The 25,505-nt window shown below is 66.5% G+C and carries 23 protein-coding genes; 9 read left to right on the top strand and 14 right to left on the bottom strand.

Annotation, left to right across the window (positions count from 1 at the left end; translation table 11 throughout):
• The first annotated feature begins 35 nt into the window (after window positions 1–35).
• Together radC and ACQR13_RS04610 are read left to right on the top strand one after the other, a co-directional pair.
• On the top strand, window positions 36–749 hold the full coding sequence (radC, locus tag ACQR13_RS04615; RefSeq protein ID WP_315715434.1) for a RadC family protein: 714 nt from the start codon (window positions 36–38) through the stop codon (window positions 747–749).
• A 149-nt stretch (window positions 750–898) separates the two neighbouring features.
• The gene (locus ACQR13_RS04610) at window positions 899–1,612 is read left to right on the top strand and encodes a hypothetical protein (RefSeq protein ID WP_315752254.1); all 714 of its coding nucleotides are present in this window, start codon (window positions 899–901) and stop codon (window positions 1,610–1,612) included.
• Window positions 1,613–1,623: 11 nt separating this feature from the next.
• Here the strand turns inward: ACQR13_RS04610 and ACQR13_RS04605 are convergent, their stop codons facing one another.
• Window positions 1,624–2,484, bottom strand: coding sequence for a DMT family transporter (locus ACQR13_RS04605; protein WP_315715304.1), 861 nt, complete (start codon window positions 2,482–2,484; stop codon window positions 1,624–1,626).
• Between the two features lie 85 nt (window positions 2,485–2,569).
• Here ACQR13_RS04605 and ACQR13_RS04600 point away from each other — a divergent pair, with 85 nt between their 5' ends.
• Entirely contained in the window at window positions 2,570–4,045 is a 1,476-nt protein-coding gene (locus tag ACQR13_RS04600; protein WP_316170953.1) for a PLP-dependent aminotransferase family protein, read from the top strand.
• A gap of 3 nt (window positions 4,046–4,048) precedes the next feature.
• Here ACQR13_RS04600 and ACQR13_RS04595 read toward each other — a convergent pair whose 3' ends face one another.
• The 7 genes from ACQR13_RS04595 to ACQR13_RS04565 form a co-directional block, all read right to left on the bottom strand.
• On the bottom strand, window positions 4,049–4,378 hold the full coding sequence (locus tag ACQR13_RS04595) for a hypothetical protein (protein ID WP_315715302.1): 330 nt from the start codon (window positions 4,376–4,378) through the stop codon (window positions 4,049–4,051).
• 107 nt (window positions 4,379–4,485) lie between these two features.
• Window positions 4,486–6,138: a PAS-domain containing protein gene (locus tag ACQR13_RS04590; protein WP_315752256.1), complete on the bottom strand. Its 1,653-nt coding sequence runs from the start codon at window positions 6,136–6,138 to the stop codon at window positions 4,486–4,488.
• 159 nt (window positions 6,139–6,297) lie between these two features.
• Window positions 6,298–6,894, bottom strand: coding sequence for an AprI/Inh family metalloprotease inhibitor (locus ACQR13_RS04585; RefSeq protein WP_315715433.1), 597 nt, complete (start codon window positions 6,892–6,894; stop codon window positions 6,298–6,300).
• 92 nt (window positions 6,895–6,986) lie between these two features.
• The gene (locus tag ACQR13_RS04580; protein ID WP_315752257.1) at window positions 6,987–7,970 is read right to left on the bottom strand and encodes a 2-hydroxyacid dehydrogenase; all 984 of its coding nucleotides are present in this window, start codon (window positions 7,968–7,970) and stop codon (window positions 6,987–6,989) included.
• The gene (locus tag ACQR13_RS04575) at window positions 7,970–8,698 is read right to left on the bottom strand and encodes an ABC transporter permease (protein WP_315715432.1); all 729 of its coding nucleotides are present in this window, start codon (window positions 8,696–8,698) and stop codon (window positions 7,970–7,972) included. Before ACQR13_RS04575 ends, ACQR13_RS04580 begins: the two co-directional genes overlap by 1 nt.
• Before the next feature lie 83 nt (window positions 8,699–8,781).
• The gene (locus ACQR13_RS04570) at window positions 8,782–9,582 is read right to left on the bottom strand and encodes an ABC transporter ATP-binding protein (protein WP_315752258.1); all 801 of its coding nucleotides are present in this window, start codon (window positions 9,580–9,582) and stop codon (window positions 8,782–8,784) included.
• A 25-nt stretch (window positions 9,583–9,607) separates the two neighbouring features.
• Complete coding sequence (locus ACQR13_RS04565; RefSeq protein ID WP_315752323.1) at window positions 9,608–10,609, bottom strand: ABC transporter substrate-binding protein; 1,002 nt, start codon at window positions 10,607–10,609, stop codon at window positions 9,608–9,610.
• Window positions 10,610–10,731: 122 nt separating this feature from the next.
• Between ACQR13_RS04565 and ACQR13_RS04560 the strand changes: the two genes are divergently transcribed.
• From ACQR13_RS04560 to ACQR13_RS04535, 6 genes are all read left to right on the top strand, one after another.
• Window positions 10,732–11,562: a creatininase family protein gene (locus ACQR13_RS04560; RefSeq protein ID WP_315752259.1), complete on the top strand. Its 831-nt coding sequence runs from the start codon at window positions 10,732–10,734 to the stop codon at window positions 11,560–11,562.
• Between the two features lie 146 nt (window positions 11,563–11,708).
• A complete protein-coding gene (locus ACQR13_RS04555) occupies window positions 11,709–11,990 on the top strand; it encodes a hypothetical protein (RefSeq protein ID WP_315752260.1) in 282 nt (93 codons plus the stop codon).
• Between the two features lie 345 nt (window positions 11,991–12,335).
• Window positions 12,336–14,321, top strand: coding sequence for a carbohydrate porin (locus tag ACQR13_RS04550; RefSeq protein ID WP_315825484.1), 1,986 nt, complete (start codon window positions 12,336–12,338; stop codon window positions 14,319–14,321).
• Window positions 14,322–14,578: 257 nt separating this feature from the next.
• Complete coding sequence (locus ACQR13_RS04545; RefSeq protein WP_316170956.1) at window positions 14,579–15,889, top strand: hemolysin family protein; 1,311 nt, start codon at window positions 14,579–14,581, stop codon at window positions 15,887–15,889.
• 371 nt (window positions 15,890–16,260) lie between these two features.
• The gene (locus ACQR13_RS04540) at window positions 16,261–17,994 is read left to right on the top strand and encodes an ABC transporter permease (protein WP_315752263.1); all 1,734 of its coding nucleotides are present in this window, start codon (window positions 16,261–16,263) and stop codon (window positions 17,992–17,994) included.
• A gap of 15 nt (window positions 17,995–18,009) precedes the next feature.
• Window positions 18,010–19,311, top strand: coding sequence for an ABC transporter ATP-binding protein (locus ACQR13_RS04535; protein WP_315752264.1), 1,302 nt, complete (start codon window positions 18,010–18,012; stop codon window positions 19,309–19,311).
• Between the two features lie 11 nt (window positions 19,312–19,322).
• On the opposite strand, the gene ACQR13_RS04530 is transcribed toward ACQR13_RS04535, so the two are convergent.
• The 6 genes from ACQR13_RS04530 to ACQR13_RS04505 all read right to left on the bottom strand — a co-directional run bounded on the left by ACQR13_RS04530 (window position 19,323) and on the right by ACQR13_RS04505 (window position 25,427).
• On the bottom strand, window positions 19,323–19,640 hold the full coding sequence (locus ACQR13_RS04530) for a cupredoxin domain-containing protein (RefSeq protein ID WP_315715292.1): 318 nt from the start codon (window positions 19,638–19,640) through the stop codon (window positions 19,323–19,325).
• Window positions 19,641–19,649: 9 nt separating this feature from the next.
• Entirely contained in the window at window positions 19,650–20,171 is a 522-nt protein-coding gene (locus ACQR13_RS04525) for a DUF4142 domain-containing protein (protein ID WP_315752265.1), read from the bottom strand.
• A 96-nt stretch (window positions 20,172–20,267) separates the two neighbouring features.
• Window positions 20,268–20,954, bottom strand: a complete 687-nt coding sequence (locus ACQR13_RS04520) for an RNA polymerase sigma factor (RefSeq protein ID WP_315752266.1) — start codon at window positions 20,952–20,954, stop codon at window positions 20,268–20,270.
• Between the two features lie 81 nt (window positions 20,955–21,035).
• Complete coding sequence (locus ACQR13_RS04515; RefSeq protein WP_315752267.1) at window positions 21,036–22,661, bottom strand: FMN-binding glutamate synthase family protein; 1,626 nt, start codon at window positions 22,659–22,661, stop codon at window positions 21,036–21,038.
• A 216-nt stretch (window positions 22,662–22,877) separates the two neighbouring features.
• Window positions 22,878–24,443: an acyl-CoA synthetase gene (locus ACQR13_RS04510; protein WP_315752268.1), complete on the bottom strand. Its 1,566-nt coding sequence runs from the start codon at window positions 24,441–24,443 to the stop codon at window positions 22,878–22,880.
• Between the two features lie 210 nt (window positions 24,444–24,653).
• Window positions 24,654–25,427, bottom strand: coding sequence for a ferredoxin--NADP reductase (locus ACQR13_RS04505; RefSeq protein ID WP_315715287.1), 774 nt, complete (start codon window positions 25,425–25,427; stop codon window positions 24,654–24,656).
• Between the last annotated feature and the right edge of the window lie 78 nt (window positions 25,428–25,505).

Here is a 25,505-nt window from a genome sequence, read left to right as displayed (position 1 = left end):
TTGCAAAAATGCGGCGTCACGGCATGCTGACGCCGATGCCCGAGAAAGCCCCTCCTCCCAACGATACGCCGCCGGACACGCCGCACTATCACGGCCACCGTCAGCGGCTGCGCGAGCGCTTTCACAGCGCCGGTCCCGACGCGCTCAACGACTACGAGCTGCTGGAGATGGTGCTGTTCGCCGCGCTGCCGCGGCGCGACGTCAAGCCGCTGGCGAAGGCGCTGCTCAAGACGTTCGGATCGTTCGCCGAGGTGATCCACGCGCCGGAGCCGCGGCTGCGCGAGATCGACGGCGTCGGCGACGCCTCGATCACCCAGCTCAAGCTGATCGCCGCCGCCGCGCACCGCATCGCCAAGGGCGAGGTGCGGCAGAAGCACGCGCTGGCGTCATGGCAGGACGTCATCACCTATTGCCGCACCAGCATGGCGTTCGCCGACAAGGAGCAGTTCAGGCTGTTGTTTCTCGACAAGCGCAACCAGCTGATCGCCGACGAGGTGCAGCAGACCGGCACCGTCGATCACACGCCGGTCTATCCGCGCGAGGTGATCAAGCGCGCGCTCGAATTGTCGGCCACTGCGATCATCCTGGTGCACAATCACCCTTCGGGCGATCCGACGCCGTCGCAGGCCGACATCCGGATGACCAAGACGATCGTGGAGATCGCCAAGCCGCTGGGCATCACGGTTCACGACCACATCATCGTCGGAAGGAATGGCCACACCAGCCTGAAGAGCATCGGGGTGATGTGAAGGCGCGACGCCGACGAGACGACGCATGCAGCGTGCTGCGGTCGGAGCTGCCAAAAGATCGCCGCGGGATGGACGAAACGTCGGGCCGGTTTGAACCGGACGTCTTCCCGCGCCGGCTAATGCGGGCGAAGCGTGGAGAGGAATGACGGATGCGCGCGCCCTTCATCGGACTGATCCTGAGCGTCCTGACCGTCACGGCGGCGGCTGCCTACGACGCCAACGATCCCGCCAATTGCAATGGCATCGGCTGGGACGATGCGCGGCCGCTCGTCGTCGCCAAAGTGAGCGGCCAGCCACGCGTGAACTTCGTCAAGAGCCCCTATGACGATGACTTCAAGGCCGCAGGCTGTCCCGCTGCGACCGACGCCTGCCGGAAGAAGGCTTACCTCGTCCGCGACGACCTCGTGCTGATCGGAAGGACCCGCGGCGATTTCGTCTGCGTCAGCTACCAGCAGCCGCATGCGAAGGCCCAGATCTGGACCACCGGCTGGTTGCCGCGCGCAGCCCTCACCGCTGTCGAGCCGATGGCCGCGCCGGCGACGGCCGACTGGTCCGGAAGCTGGGAGCACCCTGGAGGGGGACTGACGATCAGGAAGGAGGCCGGCAACCGGCTCAGGATCGAAGGCGATCAGGTGTTGCCGGCCGGGCGCGAGTTGCGCAACGGATCGCTCGGCGCGACGGCAGAGCCCAAGGGCGGCCTGATCGCCTTCGTCGACGACGGCAGCACACCGTTCGAGCGGCCGAATGCCGGCGACGAGTGCCGCGTGCGCCTGCAGCGAATCGGCGCGCTTCTGCTGGTCGAGGACAACAATGATTGCGGCGGTGCCGGCGTCAGCTTCACTGGACTCTATCATCGCAAATAGCCGCCGACGGCTCATGCCCAGCGGCGCGCCATTGCCACACAGAGGACGACGATTCCGGCTGCGGCAATCATCGTTGCCGACACCGGCTCATGCAGCAGCAGGCTCGCGAAACCGAGGCCGAGGAAGGGCTGCAGCAGTTGCAGTTGGCCCACCGTCGCAGTGCCGCCGCGCGCGAGCCCGCGGTACCAGAAGGCGAAGCCGACGAACATGCTGAAGACGGAGACGTAGGCGAGGCCCAGCCACGCCGCGGCCGTGATGTCGTGTGACGCGCCGGGCAGCGTCAGCACCGCCATCGACAGCATCAGCGGTGCAGACAACAGCAGCGCCCACGAGATCACCTGCCAGCCGCCGAGCCGGCGGGTGAGCATGGCGCCCTCGGCATAGCCCAGGCCGCAGACGACGATCGCAGCGATCATCGCGAGATCGCCGATCGGCGCCGCGACGCCGTCCCGCGACAGGGCGAAGCCCGAGACCGCCGCAGCGCCAAGTGCTGCGAACAGCCAGAACAACGGCCGCGGCCGCTCGCCGCCGCGCAGCACGCCGAACAAGGCGGTCGACAACGGCAGCAGACCGACGAACACGATCGCATGGGCCGAGGTGATGTGCTGGAGCGCCAGGGCGGTGAGCAGCGGAAAGCCGATGACGACACCGAGCGACACGACCGCCAGCGACATCAGGTCGCGCCGGCCGGGAAGCGGCTGCCGCAACAGCGTGAGACAAAGCGCGCCCAGCACGGCCGCGAGTGTCGCGCGTGCGCCCGTCAGGAACAGCGGCGAAAAACCCTCCAGTGCCGCCCGCGTCGCCGGCAGCGAGCCGCTGAAGATCGTCATGCCGATGATGCCGCTCCCCCAGCCCTCGATCGATCCCTTCATGCACGGCTCCTCCTTGCAGATCCCATAGCCCGATCGGGCTTGTTGCGGCAGCGACAGACCGATACAATTTTGACAATCTGTACTGATGCAAAGGGCAACACACTTGGGACCAGGGACGCCCGATTCCCGCCGAGGCGGCTCGCGGACCATCGCCGTGGTCGATGCGATCCGGCAGCGTCTGGCGACGCGCGCGCTCAGCGCCGGCCAGCGCCTGCCCTCGATCCGCGCCTTCGCCGCGGCGATGGGCGTGTCGCCGGCCACGGTGGTCGAGGCCTATGACCGGCTCGCCGCCGAGGGCGTGATCCGTGCCCGGCGCGGCTCCGGCTTCTATGTCGCCGACACGGCGCTGCCGCCGCTGGCCCTCGCCGATCGCGAGCCGCGCCGTCCGCGCGCGGTCGACCCGTTCTGGGTGTCGCGGCAGTCGCTCGACGCCGGACCGGGAACGCTGACGCCCGGCTGCGGCTGGCTGCCGGCCGAGTGGATGCCGCAGGACGCGCTGCGGCGCGCGGTCCGCGCGCTGGCGCGCAGCGCCGGCCCTGTTCTGAGCGATTATGGCGGAGCGCGAGGATCGCCGGCGCTACGACGGCTGCTGCAGGGCCGCCTTGCCGGCATCGGCATCGACGCGTTCAGCGAGCAGTTGGTGCTGACCTCGTCCGGCACGCAGGCGATCGACCTGATCTGCCGCATGCTGCTGGGTGCCGGCGACGCCGTGCTGGTCGACGATCCCTGCTATTTCAACTTCCTCGCGCTGCTGCGCGCGCATCAGGCGCGGATCATCAGCGTGCCGATGACGCCGGGCGGACCCGACATCGCGCAGTTCGAGGCGATACTCGCGGCCGAGCGCCCGCGGCTCTACATCACCAATTCCGGCCTGCACAATCCGACCGGGGCGACGCTGTCGCTGCAGACGGCGCACCGGCTGCTCAACGCCGCGTCGGCGCATGACACGATCATCGTCGAGGACGACATCTACGGCGATTTCGAACCCGAGCCGTCGCCGCGGCTCGCCGCACTCGACGGGCTGACGCGGGTGATCCTGGTCGGCAGCTTCTCCAAGACACTGTCGGCCTCGGTGCGCTGCGGATACATCGCGGCGCGCGCGGACTGGATCGAACCGCTGATCGACCTGCAGATCGCGACCGGCTTCGGCGGTCCCGGACAATTCGCCGCGGAGACCCTGACCCAGGTGCTGACCAGCGGCAGCTACCGCAAGCACGTCGAGGAGCTGCGCGCACGGCTTGGGCGAGCACGGCCGCGCGTGGCGGCACGGCTGCAGCGCATCGGTATCGCCCCATGGCTGATGCCGCGCGGCGGCTTTCATCTGTGGTGCAGGTTGCCGGACGGCTGTACGGCAATCGAGGTGGCCCAGGCCGCGCTCGATGAACACGTGGTGCTCGCGCCCGGCGACGTCTTCAGCGCGGCGCAATCCGCCGCGACGATGATGCGCTTCAACGTCGCGCATTGCGAGGATCCGCGCGTCATCAACGCGCTGGAGCGCGCGACAAAGCCACCGGCCGCGCGTTCGTTGCGCCGCCAAGCGGCCGATTCGACCGGCGGATAAGGCTTAGTAGCAGTAGCGCGGGTGTGCGCGGACCCATGAGCCGTCGCCGCGCTGCAAATAGCAGCCATTGCGATAGGAATAATAGCCGCCACGACGGCGCTCGCCATCGGCCGCGATTGCAGCTCCGGTACCGGCCCCGATCACGGCGCCGATCGCAGCGCCCCGGCCGCCGCCGATCGCGCCGCCCAGGATCGCTCCGCCGGCGCCGCCGAGGATCGCTCCGCCGAGTACGTCCTGCGCGGCAGCCTGATGCACCGGCGCGACGACGGCGAGCGTGAGCAGCGCCGCAGCGCCGAGGCGGGTAGCAAAGGGAATCCCCAGACGTCGGATCATGGACAGGCCTCCGTTCCGGGCACGCTAGTCCGCCCGGCGTGGCCGTTCTTGATGCAGATCAAGGCGACGTCAAGGCAGGGCAATCCACGGCCTTGCCACGTGACGCATCATGCCGCCACGCGCTGATCCTGGGTGCGGTCCTCGATGATGCTGAGGAGATATTTCGGCTCGCCCTCGCCGATCGAGACCGGCAGCCGGCGCACGACGATGTCGCGCGGACCGTTCCCGGGTGTGAGGATGCTATGGGCTCGCGGCTCATCGTCGCCGCGCCCTGCGAGCTGGTCGCGGGCGGCTTCCTCGAGGATTGCGCCGGTCGGCGCGGAGAACAGTTCGCCCGGCGTGCGGCCGATGATGTCGGTGCGTGGCACGCCGAACAGGCGCTCGGCGGCGCGATTGACGAACATGTAGCGCAGCGACTGCGCATCCTTGGCCAGCACCGCCTGCGGGATGTTCTCCAGCAATGCGGCGAGGAAATATTCGGCGCGCGCGAGCTTGCGCTCGGCACGGCGCTGCGCGGTGAAATCCTCATGAGTGGCGATCCAGCCGCCGCCGTCCATCGGACGCTCCGAGATGCGGATGATGCGGCCGTCGGCGAGCTCGACCTCGACGATCTCGGCCCGTCGCGCCTTCATGCGCTCCCGTAGCGCGGCGAGGAACTCCGACGGCTTCTCGCGCAGCAGGCCCAGCTTGGCGCGATGTGCGAGAATCTCGCGTACATGCGCACCGGGCTTCGCAACCGAGGCAGGAAGGCCGTAGAGCATGCGGTACTGCTCGTTGACGATCAGCACGTAGCCGAAGCTGTCGAGCATGATCAGGCCCTGGGCCATGTTGGCGACCGCGGCATCCAGACGCTGCTGGTTGCTGAGCGCGCCCTGCTCCAGCCGCTCGTGCTCGCGCAGGATGTCGGCGTGCTGGCGCTCGATCTCGACCTCGTGCTGCTCGAGCTCCTGAATCCGGAAGGCGCCGTTCTGGAAAGTCTCCACCGCATGGGCGACCCGTCCGATCTCGTCATGGCGCCGCGCATGGGGAATCTTGAGCTTGATGCGGCCGGCGGCGATGCGGTCGGTGACGCGGGCGATGTCCAGCAGCGGCATCAGCACGCCCCAGCGCAGCGCCAGCGCCGCGGCCGCGATCAGCACGATGATCACCGCCCCGAGCGCGCCCAGATAGAACGCGGCCATGCCGCGCGCGTCGGCCGCCTCGCCGAGCTCGCGGGTGCGGTCGGCATAGAGCCGCGACAATTTCTCGAGGTCCTCGTTGAGCGCGGTGCGCACCGCGCGATTCTCGTCATTGTCGCCGAGCTCGCGCGCCGCCGACGATCCGACCGAGATCGTCTGCCGCGCCATCTCGGTGCGGAATGCGACGAACTGATCGATCCGCTTCCTGAACGGGGCGAACAGCGCGGCGTCGTCATCTGTGACCCGGCTTTCCCATTCGTCGACCACCTTGCTCAGCTGCGCGATCTTCGCAAGCTGCGAATCGGCGTAGCGCCGCGCGACGGTGCGGTCCAACGACATGTAGATGCCGCGCGATTCCATCACGACCGCGTAGATCAGCGCGTTGGTGCGCTCGATGTTGCGGGCTGCAATGGAAAGCGCTTCGAGCCGATCGTAGAACAGGCGCTGCTCGCGCAGCGCCGACAGCGCGCCCAGTGTCGACAGCATCACCAGGACGGCGAACGCGGCCGCAGCCGCAGAGATCTTGTCGTTGAGGCTGAACGACGGCAGCGACCTGTTGAACCGGCGCAACAACTCACGCATGGCGGTCCCCCTCGATGGAGTACAACCATCAGACGCAAGATGCGTAAACAACAAGTTCCAATCAGTGGAACAGGCGTGTAACCGGCCGTTAACCAAATCCGATGCCGGAAGAAGCTTGCCCGCCGCGCGGCAAGGGCGCTCAACGGCGCGCGTCTCGTCCTACTGCCTGAGCATGATCAGCGGATTGGCGCTGTCGGGCACCAGCCGCCACTGCGCATTGTCGTCCGCCTCGAACCGCCAGGTCTCGCCGCGGTCCGACATCAGCATCATCTGGCCGTGCTCGAGCCGCCACTGGCTCGGCGCGAACGCTGCGATCATGGGGTCGCATTTCGGCTTCACGAACACTTGGAAATTGTCGTGGCCGGCGTCGTTGTTGGTCAGCACCAGGCTGCAGATCGTGGCGCCATTGCCGCGGACCATCGCCCAGTCGCCGATCATCTGGTCCATCGATTTCGCCAGCGACCGCGCCGCCGCCAGGTTCTGCAGGATGTAGACGCCTTCGCCCTGGCGCAGTCCCTCGAAGATGCCGGCCTCGACCTCGGTGAAGTCGATCACCGCTTCGCCATTGGCGGCCTGGAGACTGACGATGTCGAGGCCCTTCACGTTCCAGCCGGCGATGTCCTTGGTGAAGGGCAGCGCGGCGGCGCAGCTCGGCTCCAGCTCGAGCTTCTGCCCGCGCGGCGCCGCGTCCGGCTTCAACGTCACGACGCAGGTCTTGCTGCGCTCGGTGGTCGCAAGCTCCCACTGCCCGATCATCGCTTTCTTCAGGCCGGCGGCGTCCTGCGCGACGGCAGGGACGCTCGCCACTGACGACAGCAGCGCGATCAGCATTGGGAGCGAGCGTTTCATCAGCGGCCTTTCACCGGCGTTTCCGGAACGGGCGTCAGCGGCGGCTTGCCGGCAAACCAGACCTTGAGATTGTCGACCACCAGCTGATCCATCGCGTTGCGGGTTACGATGGCAGCCGAGCCGATGTGTGGCAGCAGCACGACATTGTCCATCGCCTTGAGCTCGTCGGGTACCGCCGGCTCCTTCTCGAACACGTCGAGGCCGGCCCCGAGAATCGTGCCGGACTTCAGCGCCGCGACCAAAGCCTGCTCGTCGATCACCGAGCCGCGGGCGACGTTGACGACGACGCCCCGCGGCCCCAGCGCCTTCAGCACCTCGGCGTTGACGATTTTGTTGGTGCCGGCGCCGCCGGGCACGATCACGATGAGCGTGTCGACGTCCCTGGCCATCGCGAGCAGGTCGGGATAGTGCTTGTTGGTGACGCCCGCCGCCGGGTTGCGCGAGTGATAGACCACCGGCACCAGCGAGGCTTCGAGCCGGCGCGCGATCGCCTGGCCGATGCGGCCCATGCCGACCATGCCGACGGTGCGGTCGCGCAGCGAGCCGACGCTCAGCGGATAGGGCTTCGACATCCACTCGCCGGAGCGCACGAAGCGATCGGCCTTGATGAACTCGCGGCAGGTGGCGATCAGCAGGCCGAGCGCGACGTCGGCGACCTCCTCGGTCAGCACGTCCGGCGTGTTGGTGACGATGATGCCGTGCTGGCCGGCATGGGCGGCCGCGATATGGTCATAGCCGACGCCGAAGCTTGCGATCATCTCCAGCTTCGGCAGCATCGCCATCACGGCGGCATCGGTCTTCACGGTGTGGAAGGTCACGGCGACGCCGCGGATCCGCCCTTTCACGTCCGCCGGCAGCGCTTCGAGATCGGCCTGCGTCGTCGCATGGTGCACGGTGAAGCCGTCCGGGAACCCTTTCTCCAGGATCGGCCGCAGCGGCCCATAGATCAGAACATCGATCTTGTCAGACGAAGTAGCCGCCATCAGTTGTCCTTTCCAAGCGCGCTCTCGTGCCAGCGCCGCAAAACGAGGTGCGAAACTAGCGCCAGCAAGCCATAGATGACAATCCCGGCGACCGACAGCAGCACCAGCGCTGCGAACATGCGGGGTATGTTGAGACGATAGCCGGATTCGGCGATGCGATAGGCGAGCCCTGAGCCCGCGCCGGCGCTGCCCGCGGCGATCTCGGCGACGACGGCGCCGATCAGCGACAGGCCGCCGGCGATGCGCAGACCGCCGAGAATGTAGGGCAGAGCGGCGGGCAATTTCAGATAGCGCAAGGTCTGCCAGCGCGAGGCGCCGTAGAGCTGGAACAGGCCGGCGAGATTGCGATCGACCGAGTTGAGCCCGAGCGCGGTGTTGGACAGCACCGGGAAGAAGCCGACGATCCAGGCGCATACGACCACCGCGGTCTGCTGCGGCAGATAGATCAGGAGCAGCGGCGCGACCGCGATCACGGGGGTGACCTGCAGCACCACGGCATAGGGAAACAGCGCCCATTCCAGCCATCTCGACTGGTTGAACAACAGCGCCAGCGCGATGCCGCCGAGCGCGGCAGCGATGAAGCCTTCGAGCGTGGTGACCAGTGTCGTCAGCAGCGACTGCGCCAGAATGTCCCAGTCGGCAACCAACGTCTTCAGGATGAGCAGCGGGCCCGGCAGCACATAGGGCTGGATGCCGTTGACGCGCACCACCAACTCCCACGCCGTCATCGCTGCGACGAAAACCAAGGCCGGAAAGGCGAGGCTCGCCAGCCGCTCGCCCGCAACGGATGTCGCTCGCTCGGAGGCACCGCTCACAGCGCATGCACTCCGGTGTAGGCCGGCGCCAACGCGTCGGAGACGCGACGGCAGTATGCGGCGTAGTCCGGCGAGGCCCGGAACGCATCATCGCGCGAGTCGACGTCGATCCGGATTTCGGCACTGAGCCGGCCGGGCCGCGCCGTCATCACCAGCACGCGCTGCGACAAGTAGACCGACTCGAACACCGAATGGGTGACGAACAGGACGGTCATGTTCAGGCTGCGCCACAGCGCCAGCAGGTCGTTGTTGAGGCGAAAGCGCGTGATCTCGTCGAGGGCCGCGAACGGCTCGTCCATCAGCAGGATGTCGGGCCGCGTCACCAGCGCCCGCGCCAGCGAGGCGCGCATCTTCATGCCGCCGGACAATTCGCGCGGGAAAGCATCGGCAAAATCCGACAGGCCGACCTGCGCCAAGGCCGCATCGATCCGCGGCCGCGCCTCCATGGCCGGGACATGCGCAAGCTTCAACGGCAATCCGACATTGTCGCGCACGCTGGTCCAGGGCATCAAGGTCGGCTCCTGGAACACGAAGCCGATGCGATGGCCCGGATGCGTCTCGGACGCGGACGCCGCGACATCGACCGCGCCGCCGCTCGGGCGCGCGAGGCCTGCGATCAGCCGCAGCGCCGTCGACTTGCCGCAGCCGGAGGGGCCGAGCAGCGAGACGAACTCGCCTTTGGCGATGGTCAGATCGATCGGCCCCAGCGCGGCGACGCCGGACTCGTACACCTTGGTGACGCCGCGCAGGCGTACCGCGGTCGCGACGGCGCGCTCGGACGAAAGGGGTGAGCTCATTTGCTGAAAGTGCCGCTCAAGCGTCCTACTTCTTCGGCCGGAGATCGATGCCGACGCTCTTGTTGACGAAACGCAACGTGTAGGACTTGCGATAGTCGATCGTCGACTTGACCACGCCGGCCCGCACCATCTTGTCGAAGAAGCTGGCGATGCGCTCCTCCGTCATGGCGCCGATGCCCTTCTCCACGCTGTCGCCGGAATCGACGATGCCGTACTCCTTCATCTTGGCGACCGAATAGGCCAGCAGGTCGTCGGTCATCTCCGGGTTCATCTTCTTGATCAGCGCATTGCCCGCGGAATTGTCGCCGTAGATGTAGTTGTACCAGCCGATGATCGAGGCATCGACGAAACGCTGCACCAGGTCCGGCTTGCTCTCGATCAGGTCGCGGCGCGTCTCGATCAGGGTCGAATAGGTGTTGAAGCCGTTGTCTGCGAGCAGGATCACGCCGGGCTTGAAGCCGGCGGCGCGCTCGACCGCGAACGGCTCCGACGTGACATAGCCCTGCATTGCGCTCTGCGGCGTGGCGATGAAGGGCTGCGGATTGAACGTGTAGGGGCGGACGTTCTTCTCGGAGAAACCGTATTCCGATTTCAGCCATTGATAGTAGCTGGAGATGCCTTCCTTGGAGACGAACAGGGTCAGCGGCTTCAGCTCGTCGAGCTTGGTGATCCTGGACTCCGGGTGGGTCAGGAACACCTGCGGGTCCTTCTGGAACATCGCCGCGATCGACACCACCGGCACGTTGTTGGCGACCGCGTCGAACGACATCAGCGTGTTCGCGGCCATGAAGAACTCGATCTTGCCCGAGATCAGCAGCATGCGGTTGTTCTCGTTCGGACCGCCCGGCACGATCGTCACGTCCAGACCGTAGCGCTTGTAGGTGCCGTCGGCGACCGCCTGGAAGAAGCCGCCATGCTCGGCCTCGGCGACCCAGTTGGTGCCGAACGAGACCTTGTCCAGAGTCTGGGCATGGGCCGCCGAGATCATCCCGCCCAAAGTCCCGCCGAGGACCAGCAATGCCGCCATTAACGTTCGCGGCAGAAGCGCCTGCGCCATGTCTGGTCTCCCCGGTTCTTTCTGGCTGAACATGTTAAGATCGTTCGAGCGATACCTACCCTGCCCCACGGACGAAGGAAACTGCCCGCGCGATGACCCTGCCGCCCCGCGACTGGACCGAGCTGCACTGGCCCGCTTTGGCAACGTCCGAGGCGGGAACGCCCGAGAGCGCGCGCTGGATCGCAGTGCTGCCGCTCGCCGCCACCGAGCAGCACGGCCCGCACCTGCCTCTCGGCACCGACGTCTACATCGCCGAGGCCTATCTCGCCCAGGTGCGGGCGCTGTTGCCGCCGGCGCTGCCGGTGACGGTCCTGCCGGTGCAGCCAGTGGGGATCTCGACCGAGCATATCGACTATCCGGGCACGCTGACCATGCCGACCGAGGTCGCGCTGCGGAGCTGGCGTGCGCTCGGCGACAGCGTCGCGCGCGCCGGGATCAGGAAGCTCGTGATCGTCACCAGCCATGGCGGCAACAGTGCCGCGATGACCCTGGTCGCACAGGATCTGCGCGCTGATCACCGCATGCTGGTGGTGACGACGTCGTGGTCGCGCTTCGGTGCGCCCGACGGCCTGTTCTCGCCCGATGAGCTGCGGCACGGCATTCACGGCGGCGCCGTCGAGACCTCGATCATGCTGGCCCGCCATCCCACGCTGGTGCGCAGCGATGCGATCGCCGCATTCTCCTCGCGCGGCGCTGAGATGGAAACGACCTACAAGGTGCTCTCGACGCAGCGGCCGGCGCCGATGGCCTGGCAGACGCAGGACCTGAATGCGGGCGGCGCGGTCGGCGATGCCACGCAGGCGTCGGCGGAGAAGGGCGAGCGCGTGCTCGACCACGGCGCGCGGGCGTTCTGTGCGCTGCTGGACGACATCGATAACTTCGACGTGAACGCGCTTGGCCGCGGCCCCCTGTCGGGCGGCTGAGCCAGAGATAACACTCTGGATCTTCTGATGAATCTTCGAACGGCGTCGATCGCGATCAGGCGATTCGAACCGGTTTCGAAAAGGCTCCGTCCAATTTGGCAAGCGGCCGACGCCGGCCGCCGCAACAACAAACAGGAGCCTTCACCATGTCGATCAAGACCAAGATTGCCGCCCTCGCGCTGACCGCTCTCGCCGTGACCGGCAGCATCGCCGCAACGTCGACGCCTGCCGCGGCCAACGGCTTCCATCATCACCATTGGGGCTGGGGCGTCGGTGCCGGCCTCGTCGGCGCCGCCGTCGTCGGCAGCGCCATCGCCGCCAGCAACGACGGCTACTACTATGGCGGTGGCTATCGGTACTGCCGCTGGGTGCCGCAGTACAACGTCTACGGCCAGTATGTCGGCCGGGTCAGGGCCTGCGGCTATTGATGCTGGGCTTTCGTCGCGCCCCGCCCAGCCGCGGCCAAGGCTCGCCTCGCCAAATTCGCCAAGGCCGGGCGTCTACCTGCCCCGATCTGCGATCTCGACAGCCCGCCCGGCCGCCCGGGCGGGCCGATTGTTGCGTGGGCGCAACACCCTCGATCAGAAACCGGGTCAGATCGCCCCACGCTTGCTCTTGCGAATTAATCGCAATATAAATCATCCCTGAATTGCCGCGTGTCATCCACACTTCCGATCAAACATCGACGACTCCGTAATCTTCTCGTGACTGTGCGCGGGCAATCAGTTGTGACGTTGCCTGTGTCGTTTGCCTTGCCTTGGGAATCCGCCGCCATGATCCGTTCGAACTGCACCCGGGAAGTGATCGCGGCCGGCGCCATGATCGCCGCGCTCGCTGCCCCCGCCGCTGCCGCCGACCTGCCGGTCAAGGCCCGGATGGCGCAGACGGTGTTCGACTGGACCGGCCTCTATGTCGGCGTCCATGCCGGCTATACACGTGACCACGGCCGGGCGACCCTGACGGACCCGAGCGGCACGGTCAGCACCGGCAGCCCTTTCAGCGGTCTCACTGGCGGCGTTCAGGCGGGCTACAACTGGGTCACCCGCTCCGGGCTCTTGCTCGGGCTCGAGGGCGATTTCAGCTTTCCGAACTATCTCACCTCCAACCACACCGTCGCGATGCTCGGCACGCCCGGCTCGAACGTCTCGGAGCTGTGGGACTATGTCGCCACCGCCCGCGGCCGCGTCGGCTACATCAGGGGCGACTGGCTGGTCTATGCCACCGGCGGACTTGCCTGGACCGGCGGCCGCTTCATCAACACCAATGCAGCCGGCGACACCGAGAAACTGCTGACGACGCGGCTCGGCTGGGCCGCCGGCGCCGGCATCGAACGCAGCTTTGCGCCGCATTGGAGCTGGCGCCTCGAATATCTCTACAGCCATTTCGAGAACGGTGGCGTCCGCTTCTCCAACGGCGCCAGCTACAATTCGCAACTTGACTTCCAGACCCTGCGGGTCGGGCTCAACCGGAAGCTCGACTTCGCCAGCGGTCCCGACCTGAAGCTCAAGAGCGATCCGTCCGATCCCGAATCCGACCGCTGGGAGATCCACGGCCAGGCGACCGTGATCGGCCAGGGCTATCCGGCGTTCCGCGCCGCCTACACCGGCGCCAACAGCCTGACACCCGCGCGCCAATTCCAGGAGACCTGGAGCAACAGCCTGTACATCAACGCGCGGCTGTGGGACGGCGGCGAGGTCTACTACAATCCCGAGCTGCTGCAGGGCTTCGGCCTCAGCAACACCGTCGGACTCGGCGGCTTCCCCAATGGCGAAGCGCAGAAGTCCGACTTCCCCTATCCGCACTACAACACCTCGCGGCTGTTCCTGCGCCAGACCTTCGGCTTCGGCGGCGAGCAGGAGCAGCTCGGCAGCGGCCAGCTGCAGCTGTCCGGCAAGCAGGACATCTCGCGTCTCACGGTGCAGATCGGCAAATTTCCGGTGCTCGACGTGTTCGACGGCAACGCCTACGCCAAGGATGCGCGCAAGGACTTCATGAACTGGTCGATCTGGGCGCCCGGCGCCTTCGACTACGCCGCCGACAAGCTCGGCCTGACCTATGGCGCCACCGCCGAGCTGAACCAGAGGAACTGGGCGCTGCGCGCCGGCTATTTCCTGGTCGACGCCACCTCGAACTCCAACAATTTCGACACGAACGTGTTCAGGCGCGGCAGCTATGTCGTCGAGCTGGAGACGCGCTATCAGCTGTTCTCGCAGCCGGGCCACCTGCGCACCATCGGCTTCTTCAACAACACCTTCTCCGGCAGCTACCGCGAGACGCTGGACAATCCCGCGCTCAATGCCGACATCACCCAGACCCGCCGCGGCCGCCCCAAATACGGCTACGTCGTCTCTTTCGACCAGGCGCTGTCAGACGAGCTCGGCCTGTTCGGCCGCTGGAGCTGGAACGACGGCAAGACCGAGATCATGGCCTTCACCGACATCGACAACAGCCTGTCGTTCGGCACCTCGATCAAGGGCACGCGCTGGGGCCGTCCCGATGATACGATCGGCCTCGCCGGCGTGACCAACGGGCTGTCGCGCGACCACCGCGCCTTCCTCGCCGCCGGCGGCCTCGGCCCGCTGATCGGCGATGGTGCGCTGAACTATCGGCGCGAGAACATCATCGAGGCCTACTACGCCTACTCGATCAACAAATACCTGACCTTCACGGCGGACTACCAGTTCGTCAACAACCCCGCCTACAACGCCGACCGCGGCCCGGTGTCGATCTTCTCCGGGCGGTTGCACGGAGATTTCTGAGGGCGACAGGCTGCGCCGCCGTCGAGGCCTGCAGTCGAGCGCCGATGAGAGCCACAATTCGCGCCAAGAATGGGTGTCGTCCGGGCTCAAGGCCGGGACGACAGCGGAGGATGATGCGCCCGTCGGTGCGCCAAGCTGACCTGCCGCCAGGGTGCAGTCCCCCATGCGCTTACCGCAATGCGGCATTGGGCGCTTGCCATCCCCATATGCTAGGACCTGTCTCCATTCCCCGCCCCTTCGGGCGCTCACAGGTCGAAATGCTCTCAGTCGAACTCGCCATCATCGTCGTCCTCATCGTCGTCAACGGGCTGTTGTCGATGTCCGAACTCGCGATCGTCTCGTCGCGGCCGGCCCGGCTGGCCATGCTGGCCGAGAAAGGCGTGTCCGGCGCGCGGCGGGCGCTGACGCTGGCGTCCGACCCGGGGCGGTTCCTGTCGACGGTGCAGATCGGCATCACCCTGGTAGGCGTGCTCTCCGGCGCGTTCTCGGGCGCCACGCTCGGCCAGCGCCTGACGCAATCGCTGCTGGAGCTCGGCCTGTCGGCTTCCGTCGCCGACATCGTCGGCGTCGGCCTGGTCGTCACCATCATCACCTATGCCACGCTGATCGTCGGCGAGCTGGTGCCGAAGCAGCTCGCGCTGCGTGATCCCGAGGCGATTGCCGTCCGCGTCGCGCCGGCCATGCAGGTGCTCGCCAAGGTGTCGCTGCCGCTGGTGGTCCTGCTCGACCTTTCCGGCAAGCTGATCCTGACGCTGCTCGGCCGTTCCGGCGAGGCCGAGGAGAAGGTCTCGGAGGCGGAGATCCATCATCTGGTGCGCGAGGCCGAGACTGCCGGCGTGCTCGAGCCGGGCGAGAAGGAGATGATCGCGGGCGTGATGCGGCTCGGCGACCGCCCGGTCGGCGCCATCATGACGCCGCGTCCCGAGGTCGACGTCGTCGACCTCAACGACGATCCCAAGACCATTCGCGAGCTGCTCGCCAGGAGCCCGCATTCGCGCCTGCCGGTGTCGGACGGCGAGCGCGACCGTCCGATCGGCGTGCTCCAGGCCAAGGACCTGCTGGCGGCCTATCTGCGCGACGAGACGCCGGACCTGCGCAACCTCGTGCGCGAGGTGCCGATCATTCCCTCCACCGTCGATGCGCGCGACGTGATCGCGATCCTCAAGGTAGCGCCCGTGCATATGGGGCTGGTCCACGACGAATACGGCGCGTTCGAAGGCGTCGTGACCGCGGCGGATATTCTGGAGTCGATCGTCGGCGCATTCTCGTCCGAGCAGGGTCCCCCCGAGCCCGCCTGCGTCCGCCGCGACGACGGCTCGCTGCTGGTCTCCGGCTGGATGCCGCTCGACGAGTTCGCCGACGTCCTCGCCATCGAGGTGCCGCCACATCGCGGCTATCACACCGTCGCCGGCCTGGTGCTGCAGCACTTCGGCAGCGTGCCCGAGGTCGGCCAGAGCTTCGAGCTGCAGGGGTGGCGCTTCGAGATCATCGACCTCGACGGCCGCCGCATCGACAAGATCCTGGCGACCAGGCTCGCGCCGGAGGGCGGCGAGCCGAATGTGGGGTAGCTGAACCCGTGCTGTCGCCGCAACGACAGTGCGCCCCGCCGGAGCATTCTCGCACCCGCTTCGCATCTGCCATGCGATGCGACCTCCCTCGCACGCGGCGGAGGCGCAGATCGAGCGAGTGGCGCGCGATCAGGCATACCCCGGACAGCCGATGTCGCGGGAACGTGAAGACGCGGCCTGCGTATCCTTTGATAGGCCGACATGTGGTACCGGATCCCGGCCGCCGCCGCTTGATATCAAACCATCACACAGGGCACTTAGGGTACGGATTCGGTCGGCAGCCCCAGCCGGCGCGAACCAGCCCATACGCCATGACAAGCACCGTCCGCAGCCACCGCCGATGGCTGCGGACGACGAGACGAGACACGCCGATGATGCTTCAGGAGCTCCGGACCACAGTGCTGCGCGACGCCGTCCGTCCCAACATCTGGGACGTGGTCGCGCTGGTGATCGTGGTGGGCGCGATGGTGCTGATCGTCTATGGCGGCGAGCAGACCACCCAGCCGCTGTCGGCGCTGGATACCGCCCCGGTGTCGCTCGATCCGGCCAACCTTCCGCTCTACGCGCTGCGCACGACCTTGCGCATGCTGCTCGCGATCGCGTGCTCGCTCGTGTTCACCTTCGTCTACGCCGCGCTGGCGGCCAAGAGCCGGCGCGCCGAGATCGTGCTGATCCCGCTGCTCGACATCCTGCAGTCGGTGCCGATCCTCGGCTTCCTCACCTTCACCGTCGTGTTCTTCATGAACCTGCTCCCCGGCAAGGTGCTCGGCGCCGAGCTCGCCTGCGTGTTCGCGATCTTCACCAGCCAGGCCTGGAACATGACCTTCAGCATGTACCAGTCGATGCGCAACGTGCCGAAGGATCTGGAGGAGGCGACGCGCAGCTTCCACCTCTCCGGCTGGCAGCGCTTCTGGCGGCTCGACGTCCCCTATGCGATGCCCGGCCTGATCTGGAATGCGATGATGTCGATGTCCGGCGGATGGTTCTTCGTCGTGGCCTCCGAGGCGATCACGGTCGGCAACACCACCGTCACCCTGCCCGGCATCGGCTCCTACGTCGCGCTGGCAATTCAGCAGAAGGATCTCGCCGCGATCGGCGCCGCGCTGCTGACCATGCTGCTGGTCATCACCGCCTACGATCAGCTGCTGTTCCGTCCGATCGTGGCCTGGGCCGACAAATTCCGCTTCGAGCAGACCGCCTCGGGCAATCCGCCGAGCTCGTGGATGCTCGACCTGTTCCGGCGCACCCGCGCGCTGCGCTCGCTGTCCGTCCCGTTCGCCGCGGTCAATCGCGCCGTCTCGAACCTGCGGATCAACTGGCCTAAAACCTGGAGCGGCCCGGCGCGGCACGCGCCACCGTCGCAGCTCGTCGACGGCCTCTGGCTCGCCGTCGTCGTTCTCGGTTGCGCCTATGCCGGCTGGAAGACGTATCTCTACCTCTCGGCCACGCTGGCGCCCGCCGATGTCCTCTCCGCCATCGGCTATGGCCTGATCACGCTGATCCGCGTGGTGGTGCTGATCGGGCTGGCGTCGCTGATCTGGGTCCCCGTCGGCGTCTGGATCGGGCTGCGGCCCAAGCTCGCTGAGCGCATCCAGCCGCTGGCGCAGTTCCTCGCCGCCTTCCCGGCCAACCTCGCCTTCCCGGTGTTCGTCGTGCTGATCGTGCGCTTTCGCCTCGACGCCAATGTCTGGCTGAGCCCGCTGATGATCCTGGGCACGCAATGGTACATCCTATTCAACGTCATCGCCGGTGCCAGCGCCTTCCCGACCGACCTGCGCGAGGCGGCCGCGAGCCTGCACCTGACCGGCTGGCGCTGGTGGTTCAAGGTCGTGCTGCCCGGAATTTTCCCCTATTACATCACCGGCGCCATCACCGCCTCGGGCGGCTCATGGAACGCGGCGATCGTCGCCGAGGTCGCGAGCTGGGGCGACACGCATCTGACGGCGTCGGGGCTCGGCGCCTACATCGCCGCGGCGACGGAGCGCGGCGACTTTCCGCGCGTGGTACTCGGCATTGCCGTGATGTGCATCCTCGTCACTCTGTTCAACCGGCTGCTGTGGCGGCCGCTCTATGCCTTCGGCGAGCGCCGGCTGCGGCTCGGCTGACCGGGAGAGATCATCATGCGCGACCAGGTCAAGGACACATCGCTGATCGAGATCAAGAGCGTCAGCCGGCTCTTCCCGAAGGGCAGCGGCGAGGATCTCGTCGTGCTGGAGAAGGTCGACCTCACGATCCGAGCCGGCGAAATCGTCGGCCTGCTCGGACGCTCCGGCTCGGGCAAGTCGACCCTGCTGCGGATCATCGCCGGCCTGGTGTCGCCATCCTCAGGCGAAGCACGATGCCGCGGCGAGATCATCGCCGGCCCCCCTGTTGGCGTCGCCATGGTGTTCCAGTCGTTCGCGCTGTTTCCCTGGCTCACCGTGCTGCAAAACGTCGAACTCGGCCTGGAGGCGCTCGGTGTCGACAGTGCCGAGCGGCGCAAACGCGCGCTGGCCGCGATCGACCTGATAGGTCTCGACGGTTTCGAATCGGCTTTTCCGAAGGAGCTGTCCGGCGGCATGCGCCAGCGCGTCGGCTTCGCCCGCGCGCTCGTCGTGCATCCTGACCTCCTGCTGATGGATGAACCGTTCTCGGCGCTCGACGTGCTCACCGCCGAGACGCTGCGCACCGACCTCGTCGATCTCTGGACCGACGGCCGGCTGCCGATCAAGTCGGTGCTGATGGTGACGCACAACATCGAGGAAGCGGTGCTGATGTGCGACCGCGTCCTGGTGTTCTCGTCCAATCCCGGCCGCGTCGCCGCCGAGTTCAGGATCGACCTGCCGCATCCGCGCAACCGGCTCGATCCCGCGTTCCGCCAGCTCGTCGACAGTCTCTATGCCCGCATGACGCAGCGGCCCGAGCCGAAGCTGCCGAGCACCGCCAGCGCCGGCGTCGGCATGGTGCTCAACCACGTGTCGTCGAACTCGATCTCCGGCCTGATCGAGACGCTAGCCGGCGAACCCTATAATGGGCATGCCGACCTGCCGGTGCTGGCGGGCCATCTGCAGCTCGAGGTCGACGAGATCTTTCCGCTGGCCGAGGCGCTGCAGCTCTTGCGCTTCGCCCAGCTCAGTGAAGGCGACCTGACCTTGACCGAGGACGGACGGCGGTTCGCCCATCAGGAGACCGACGAGCGCAAGAAGCTGTTCGCGAAGCATTTGATGGAGAACGTGCCGCTGATGGGGCTGATCCGCCGCGTGCTCGACGACCGCCCCTCGCACGCCGCCCCGGCTGCGCGCTTCCGCATCGAGCTCGAGGACTACATGTCCGAGCACTACGCCGACGAGACCTTGCACACCATCGTGTCATGGGGCCGCTATGCCGAGCTGTTCGCCTATGACGAGCAGTCCGAGACCTTCAGCCTGGAGAACCCGCATTGAGGCCAACGGCGTCACGGCGCGATGGTCAGTGTCGCCTTCATGTTGGGATGAAAGCGGCAGTAGTAGTCGACCGTGCCCGCCTTCTTGAGGACCGAGCTCACCGTCTTGCTCGGCGGCAAAGTGACATCGAAGGCGCCATCCCGCGCCGTGGCCGTATGAGCCAGCGCATCCTTGTTGACCCATTCGACGGTATCGCCGACCTTGGCCGAAGCCGCGGCCGGCGAGAATTCGAGCTTGTCCACCAAGATCCGGATCGTGGCAGCGCGCGCCGGAACGCTCATGGCGGCGAGCACAACCACACTCACGAGAGTGATGCGTCCTGACAGCATCGGATCGTCCTACTTCAGATCCGCCGCGACATGCTCGGCGTGCTGCTCGTGGCCCTGGAAGAGCTTCAAGCCGGTCTGCAGCAACTCCTTCAGCTCGGCGTTGGTTGCGGACGGAATGAGCTGCGTCTCCAGCGCGCCGTTCACCGTCTTGTGGTAGGCGACCTCGTTGGCGATATAGGCCTTGTCGAATGCCGCGCCCTTGAGCTTGCTGAGCTCGTCGAGCTTCTCGCTCGCCTGCTTCGACAGCGCGCGGCTGGTGTCGTTGTCTTCCGGCGTCACTTTCAGCTTCTTGACCAGGGCGAGGGCCTGCTTGTTGACCGCCTCGTGGTCCCGCACCATGCCTTGCGCGAACTCCTTGACCTCCTTGCTGCCGGACTTGTCCAAGGCCTGCTTCGCCGCCTTGATGTCGATTTCGCCGGCGGTGTAAGCGATATGCGCGATCTGCGGATCGCTGAGCTTGGCGCCCTGCGACAGGGCGACGCTGCTCGTGAGGCAGAGCGCGAGGGCGATCGTACCGATATGCTTGAACATGGTTCTGATCTCCTGTGCCGCCGGACCTCGTGGCCGGCGGGTGAATGACTGCACAGGGATTGGATGAAAAGCGGGAGCCGACGTTCCCGGGAATCTTCAGGTCGGACGTCGAAGACGATCGAGCACGGCCTCGGTCAGCCGCTCGCAACGCGGGCCGGCGAAGGGAAACGCGTCCAGAAGGACGGGACCGATCTCTTTTTCGACGTTCTCGCGCAACATGCCGCGGGCGCGATGCAGGCGCGTCTTCACGGTCTCGGGCTTCAATCCGAGCAAGTCCGCCGTCTCGTCGATGCTCATCTCCTCGATCACGCGGGCGATGAACACCAGGCGAAACGGCTCGGACAGGTCATCGATCGCCCGCTCGACGACGGCCTGGATCTGGCGCTGTGCCACCGACTTCTCCGGATCGCTCGACGTGGCGGGAAATTGGATCACCTCGGCCCGAGGCTTGTTCTCTCGCTCCGCATCCAGTTGCAGTGCCGGTCGCCGCCCGCGCAGCCGCCCCATCGCCTCGTTCATCGCGATGCGAACCAGCCACGTCGACAGGCTGGACTGGCCGCGAAACGCGTCCAGGTGGGTGAGTGCCCGGACATAGGTTTCCTGCACGACGTCCTCCGCCTCGCTGTCGTTGCGCAGGATGCCGCGGGCGATCCGGAACAGGCGGCGGTTGTTGGCCTGCAGGATGGCCCGAATGGCCGCCTCGTCGCGGGCTTTCGCCCGTCGGATCAGGTCATCCTCGCCGCTCGTCGCCGCGGAGACCGTGGTCGCTGTGGTCCAAGGCATTGTCGATCATCCAAGCTGAGTACACGTGGCTTAGATGGAATTGGAGCCGGAAAGTTCCCAAGAACGATCACGCAAGGCGTTTCACTGCACCGCCGCAAACGTATCGGCTCGCGCCATCGCCCAGGCGTCGCGGAAGCGGACGTCCTGGGTGCCCTCGAGCAGTTCGCCCGGCCGCAGCGATGGATACAGCTTGGCAAAGGAGGAGACATCGGTGGTCGACGTCCGCTGTGAGAAGTGGATGGGCCGCAGATCCTGCGGATGCTCGAGGCCGGCGGCGGCGAGCAGCTCGGCCAGCGCATGCAGGGTCGCGTGATGATAGTTGTAGACGCGGTCGAGCTTGTGCGGCACGACCAGCGCGCGGGCGCGCGTCGGATCCTGCGTCGCGACGCCCGTCGGGCAGCGGTCGGTGTGGCAGCTCAAGGACTGGATGCAGCCGAGCGCGAACATGAAGCCGCGCGCCGAGTTGCACCAGTCGGCGCCGATCGACATCGCGCGCGCCATGTCGAAGGCGGTGGCGATCTTGCCGGAGGCGCCGATCTTGATACGATCGCGGACGTTCAGCCCGACCAGCGCATTGTGCACGAAATTGACGCCCTCGCGCATCGGCATGCCGAGGTGGTCCATGAACTCCAGCGGCGCCGCGCCGGTGCCGCCCTCATTGCCGTCGACCACGATGAAGTCGGGATAGATGCCGGTCTCCAGCATCGCCTTGCAGATCGCAAGGAACTCCCAGGGATGGCCAATGCACAGCTTGAAGCCGGCCGGCTTGCCGCCCGACAGCCGCCGCATCTCGCCGATGAACTGCATCATCCCGATTGGCGTCGAGAACGCGCGGTGCGCCGCCGGCGAGATGCAGTCCTCGCCCATCGCGACGCCGCGGATCTTGGAGATCTCCTCGGACACCTTCGCCGCCGGCAGCACGCCGCCGTGGCCGGGCTTGGCGCCCTGGCTGATCTTGAGCTCGACCATCTTGATCTGCTCGGCGGCTGCGACCCGCGCGAACGCGTCGGGGTCGAACGTGCCGTCATGGCGGCGGCAGCCGAAATAGCCGGATCCGATCTCCCAGATGATGTCGCCGCCCATCTCGGCATGGTACGGGCTGAAGCCGCCCTCGCCGGTGTCGTGCGCGAAGCCGCCGCGCTTGGCGCCACCATTGAGTGCGCGCACCGCATTCGGGCTCAGGGCGCCAAAGCTCATCGCCGAGATGTTGAACACCGAGGCGGAATAGGGTTTTGCGCAGTCGGGGCCGCCGATGGTGATGCGGTATTTTTCCTCCGCACGCGGCTTGGGCGACATCGAATGGTGCATCCATTCATAGCCCTCGCGGTAGACGTCTTCCTGGGTGCCGAACGGGCGCTTGTCGAGCACCATCTTGGCGCGCTGATAGACCACCGCACGGGTGTCGCGCGAGAACGGCATGCCGTCCTTCTCGCTCTCGAAGAAATACTGCCGCATCTCAGGCCGCATCTCCTCGAGCAGGAAACGCAGGTGTGCCGCGATCGGGTAGTTGCGCAGCACCGCGTGGCTCTTCTGCATGAGGTCGCGCACGCCGAGCAGGGTGAGCGCGCCGAAGATCAACAGCGGGATCAGGACGAGATCGAAGATCTTGCGGTCGTAGATGCCGAGGATCAGCAGCAAAGCGGTCGCCGTGGCGCAGATCGTCAGCACGATGAAGCGCGGCGAAAACGGGAGCAGCAGCGTATCCATGGAAGGCCTCGGGGCGGCTCGTGGAAGATCGATGATCACGATACTACTGATATCGCGAAGCAATCGTTACACAAGCGCGCGCAATCGGCCATCGATCATATCACAACGTCGATAGCCGCCTTCTATCGACTGCCGCGCTGCGGGATCGAGCCGCAGCGCCGGGCCGGCCTCCGGGACTCCCGGCGCCGCTACGCGTTGCTCGACGACGGCAGCCGCTTACCCCTGCGCAAACAGCCCCGAATGCGTCTCGCGCAACTGCCGCTTCAGCAGCTTGCCGCTGGGGTTCTTGGGCAGCGCATCGACGAACACGATCCGCTTCGGCGTCTTGAACGAGGCCAGCCTGGCCGAAGCCTGCTCGAGCACGGCCGCCTCGGTCAGCTCACAGCCGGACTTGACCACGACCATCGCCACAACGGCCTCGACCCAGCGCGGATGCGGCAGGCCGACGACGGCGACCTCCGACACTTCCGGGATCAGATAGAGCGCCTCCTCGACCTCGCGGCTGGCGACGTTCTCACCGCCGGTCTTGATCATGTCCTTCTTGCGATCGACGATGGTGATGTAGCCTTCCCCGTCGATGGTCGCGAGATCGCCGGAGTGAAACCAGTCGCCCTGGAAGGCGGCGGCGGTGCGCTCGTCGTCGTGGAAGTAGCCGAGCATCAGATGCGGCGAGCGGTGCACGACCTCGCCGACCTCGCCTGGTGCGACATCATTCATGTCGTCATCGACGACCCGCGTCTCGACGTTGAGCACGGCGCGGCCGCAAGAGCCCGGCTTGCGCAGTTGATCCTCGGGTCCGAGCATCGTCGCCAGCGGAGCGATCTCGGTCTGGCCGTAGAGATTCCACAGCCGCACCTTGGGCAGCCGCTGCGCCAGCTCGCGCAGCACCTCGACCGGCATGATCGAGGCGCCGTAATAGCCCTTGCGCAAAGTGGATACGTCGGTGGTCTCGAACAGCGGCGAGCGCAGGATCGAGATCCAGACGGTGGGCGGCGCGAAGAACGATGTGATCCGATATTTCGCGATCAGCGGCAGCAGATTGTCGGGCGTCGGAAACGCCGTGATGATGTTGGTCGCGCCGACATAGATCGAAGGGCCGAAGAACACGTCGAGCTGCGCGCAATGATACAGCGGCAGCGCGTGCAGGGTGACGTCATCGGCGGCGATGCCAGCATCGACGATACAGCTCACATACTGCCAAATGACGGCGTCATGGGTGAGCATGGCGCCCTTCGGCAGCGACTCCGTACCAGAGGTGTAGACGATCTGCGCGACGTCGCTTCCGGCGATCTCGACGGCAGGCACCGTCGCCGTCGACGCCGCGAGCTCCGCAAAGTCGATCATGTCGCTTTGCCGCTCGCTCGGACCTTCCGACGGCAGCCAGATCATCTGCTCGACCGCCGGCACCAGCGTCTTGGCGGCGCGGGCCACGCCGGCAAAGCCGCTGTCGGTCGCCAGCAGCCGCGCGCCGGCATGCTTGAGGATGTAGGCAACCTCCTCGGGCTTGAGCATGAAGTTGATCGGCACCAGCACGGCGCCGAGCCGCGCCAGCGCGAAGCGCAAGGCCGCGAAGGCATGCGAATTGCGGGCGAGGATGGCCACGCGCTCGCCCTTGCCGACACCGCGGGTGGCGAGGCCGGCCGCGAGGCGGTCGACGATGGCGTTGAACTCGGCGTAGGTCCAGCTGACCTCGCCGCAGATCACGGCCGTCTTTCCCGGCGTGCGCGCCGCGCTCCGCCGCAGGAGGTCACCGAGCGTCTGCCTGCGAACGATGGAATCCATGGCCGTACCCCTTATTGTATCGGGGATGGCCGCCGCTCAGGCAATCCAAGTCCCCTCCCTGTGTCGCGCCGGACGTCTGCAGGTCCGGTCTTGCTGCCGAAAATCGCACAGCCGCTTCGAAACGCGCAAGGAGGATATTGCCAACGAAAAGAGCGCCCCGATTGCGTCGAGGCGCTCTTTCAGAAAAGTCGGAGACGAAGGGGCGACGGCTCAGCGCTCGACGAAGGCCTTCTCGATCACGAAATGGCCCGGCTCGTTGCCGCTGCCTTCGAGGAAGCCGCGCGACTCGAACATGGTCTTGAGCTCCTCCAGCATCGCCGGGCTGCCGCACATCATGATACGGTCCTTGGCGATATCGAGCTCATGCTGGCCGATATCGTTGAACAGCTGCTGCGACGAGATCAGGTCGGTGATGCGGCCACGGTTGCGGAACGGCTCGCGTGTGACGGTCGGATAATACTGCAGCTTGCCGTCGAGCAGTTCTCCGAACAACTCGTCCTCGCGCAGCTTGGCGACGACGCTCTCGCCATAGGCGAGCTCGGCGACCTGGCGGCAGCCATGGACCAGCACGATGCTCTCGAACCGCTCGTAGACGTCGGGGTCCTTGATCAGGCTGGCGAACGGGGCAAGGCCGGTGCCGGTCGACAGCAGCAGAAGCCGGCTGCCGGGCAGCAGGTTGTCGGGGATCAGCGTGCCGGTCGCCTTGCGGCCGACCAGGATGGTGTCGCCTTCCTTGATCTTCTGCAGCCGGGAGGTCAGCGGGCCGTCTTGCACCTTGATGCTGAAGAACTCGAGTTCCTCCTCGTGATTGGCGCTGGCCATGCTGTAGGCGCGCAGCAGCGGGCGGCCCTCGACCTCGAGGCCGATCATCGCGAACTGACCATTCTGGAAGCGGAAGCCCGCATCGCGGGTGGCTCGGAAGGAGAACAGGGTGTCCGTCCAGTGGTGAACGGAAAGAACTTTCTCTTTATAGAACGCGCTCATGTCGTTTGTTTTTTCACGTGGGCTGAAGTTGGAAGAAACAAGTCGTGACGGAGGCAGGACCGCAAAACCCCTATAGAT

The organism is Bradyrhizobium sp. HKCCYLRH3059 (assembly GCF_051168035.1).
Lineage (GTDB): Bacteria > Pseudomonadota > Alphaproteobacteria > Rhizobiales > Xanthobacteraceae > Bradyrhizobium.
This window is presented reverse-complemented; position numbering and strand designations above follow the sequence as displayed.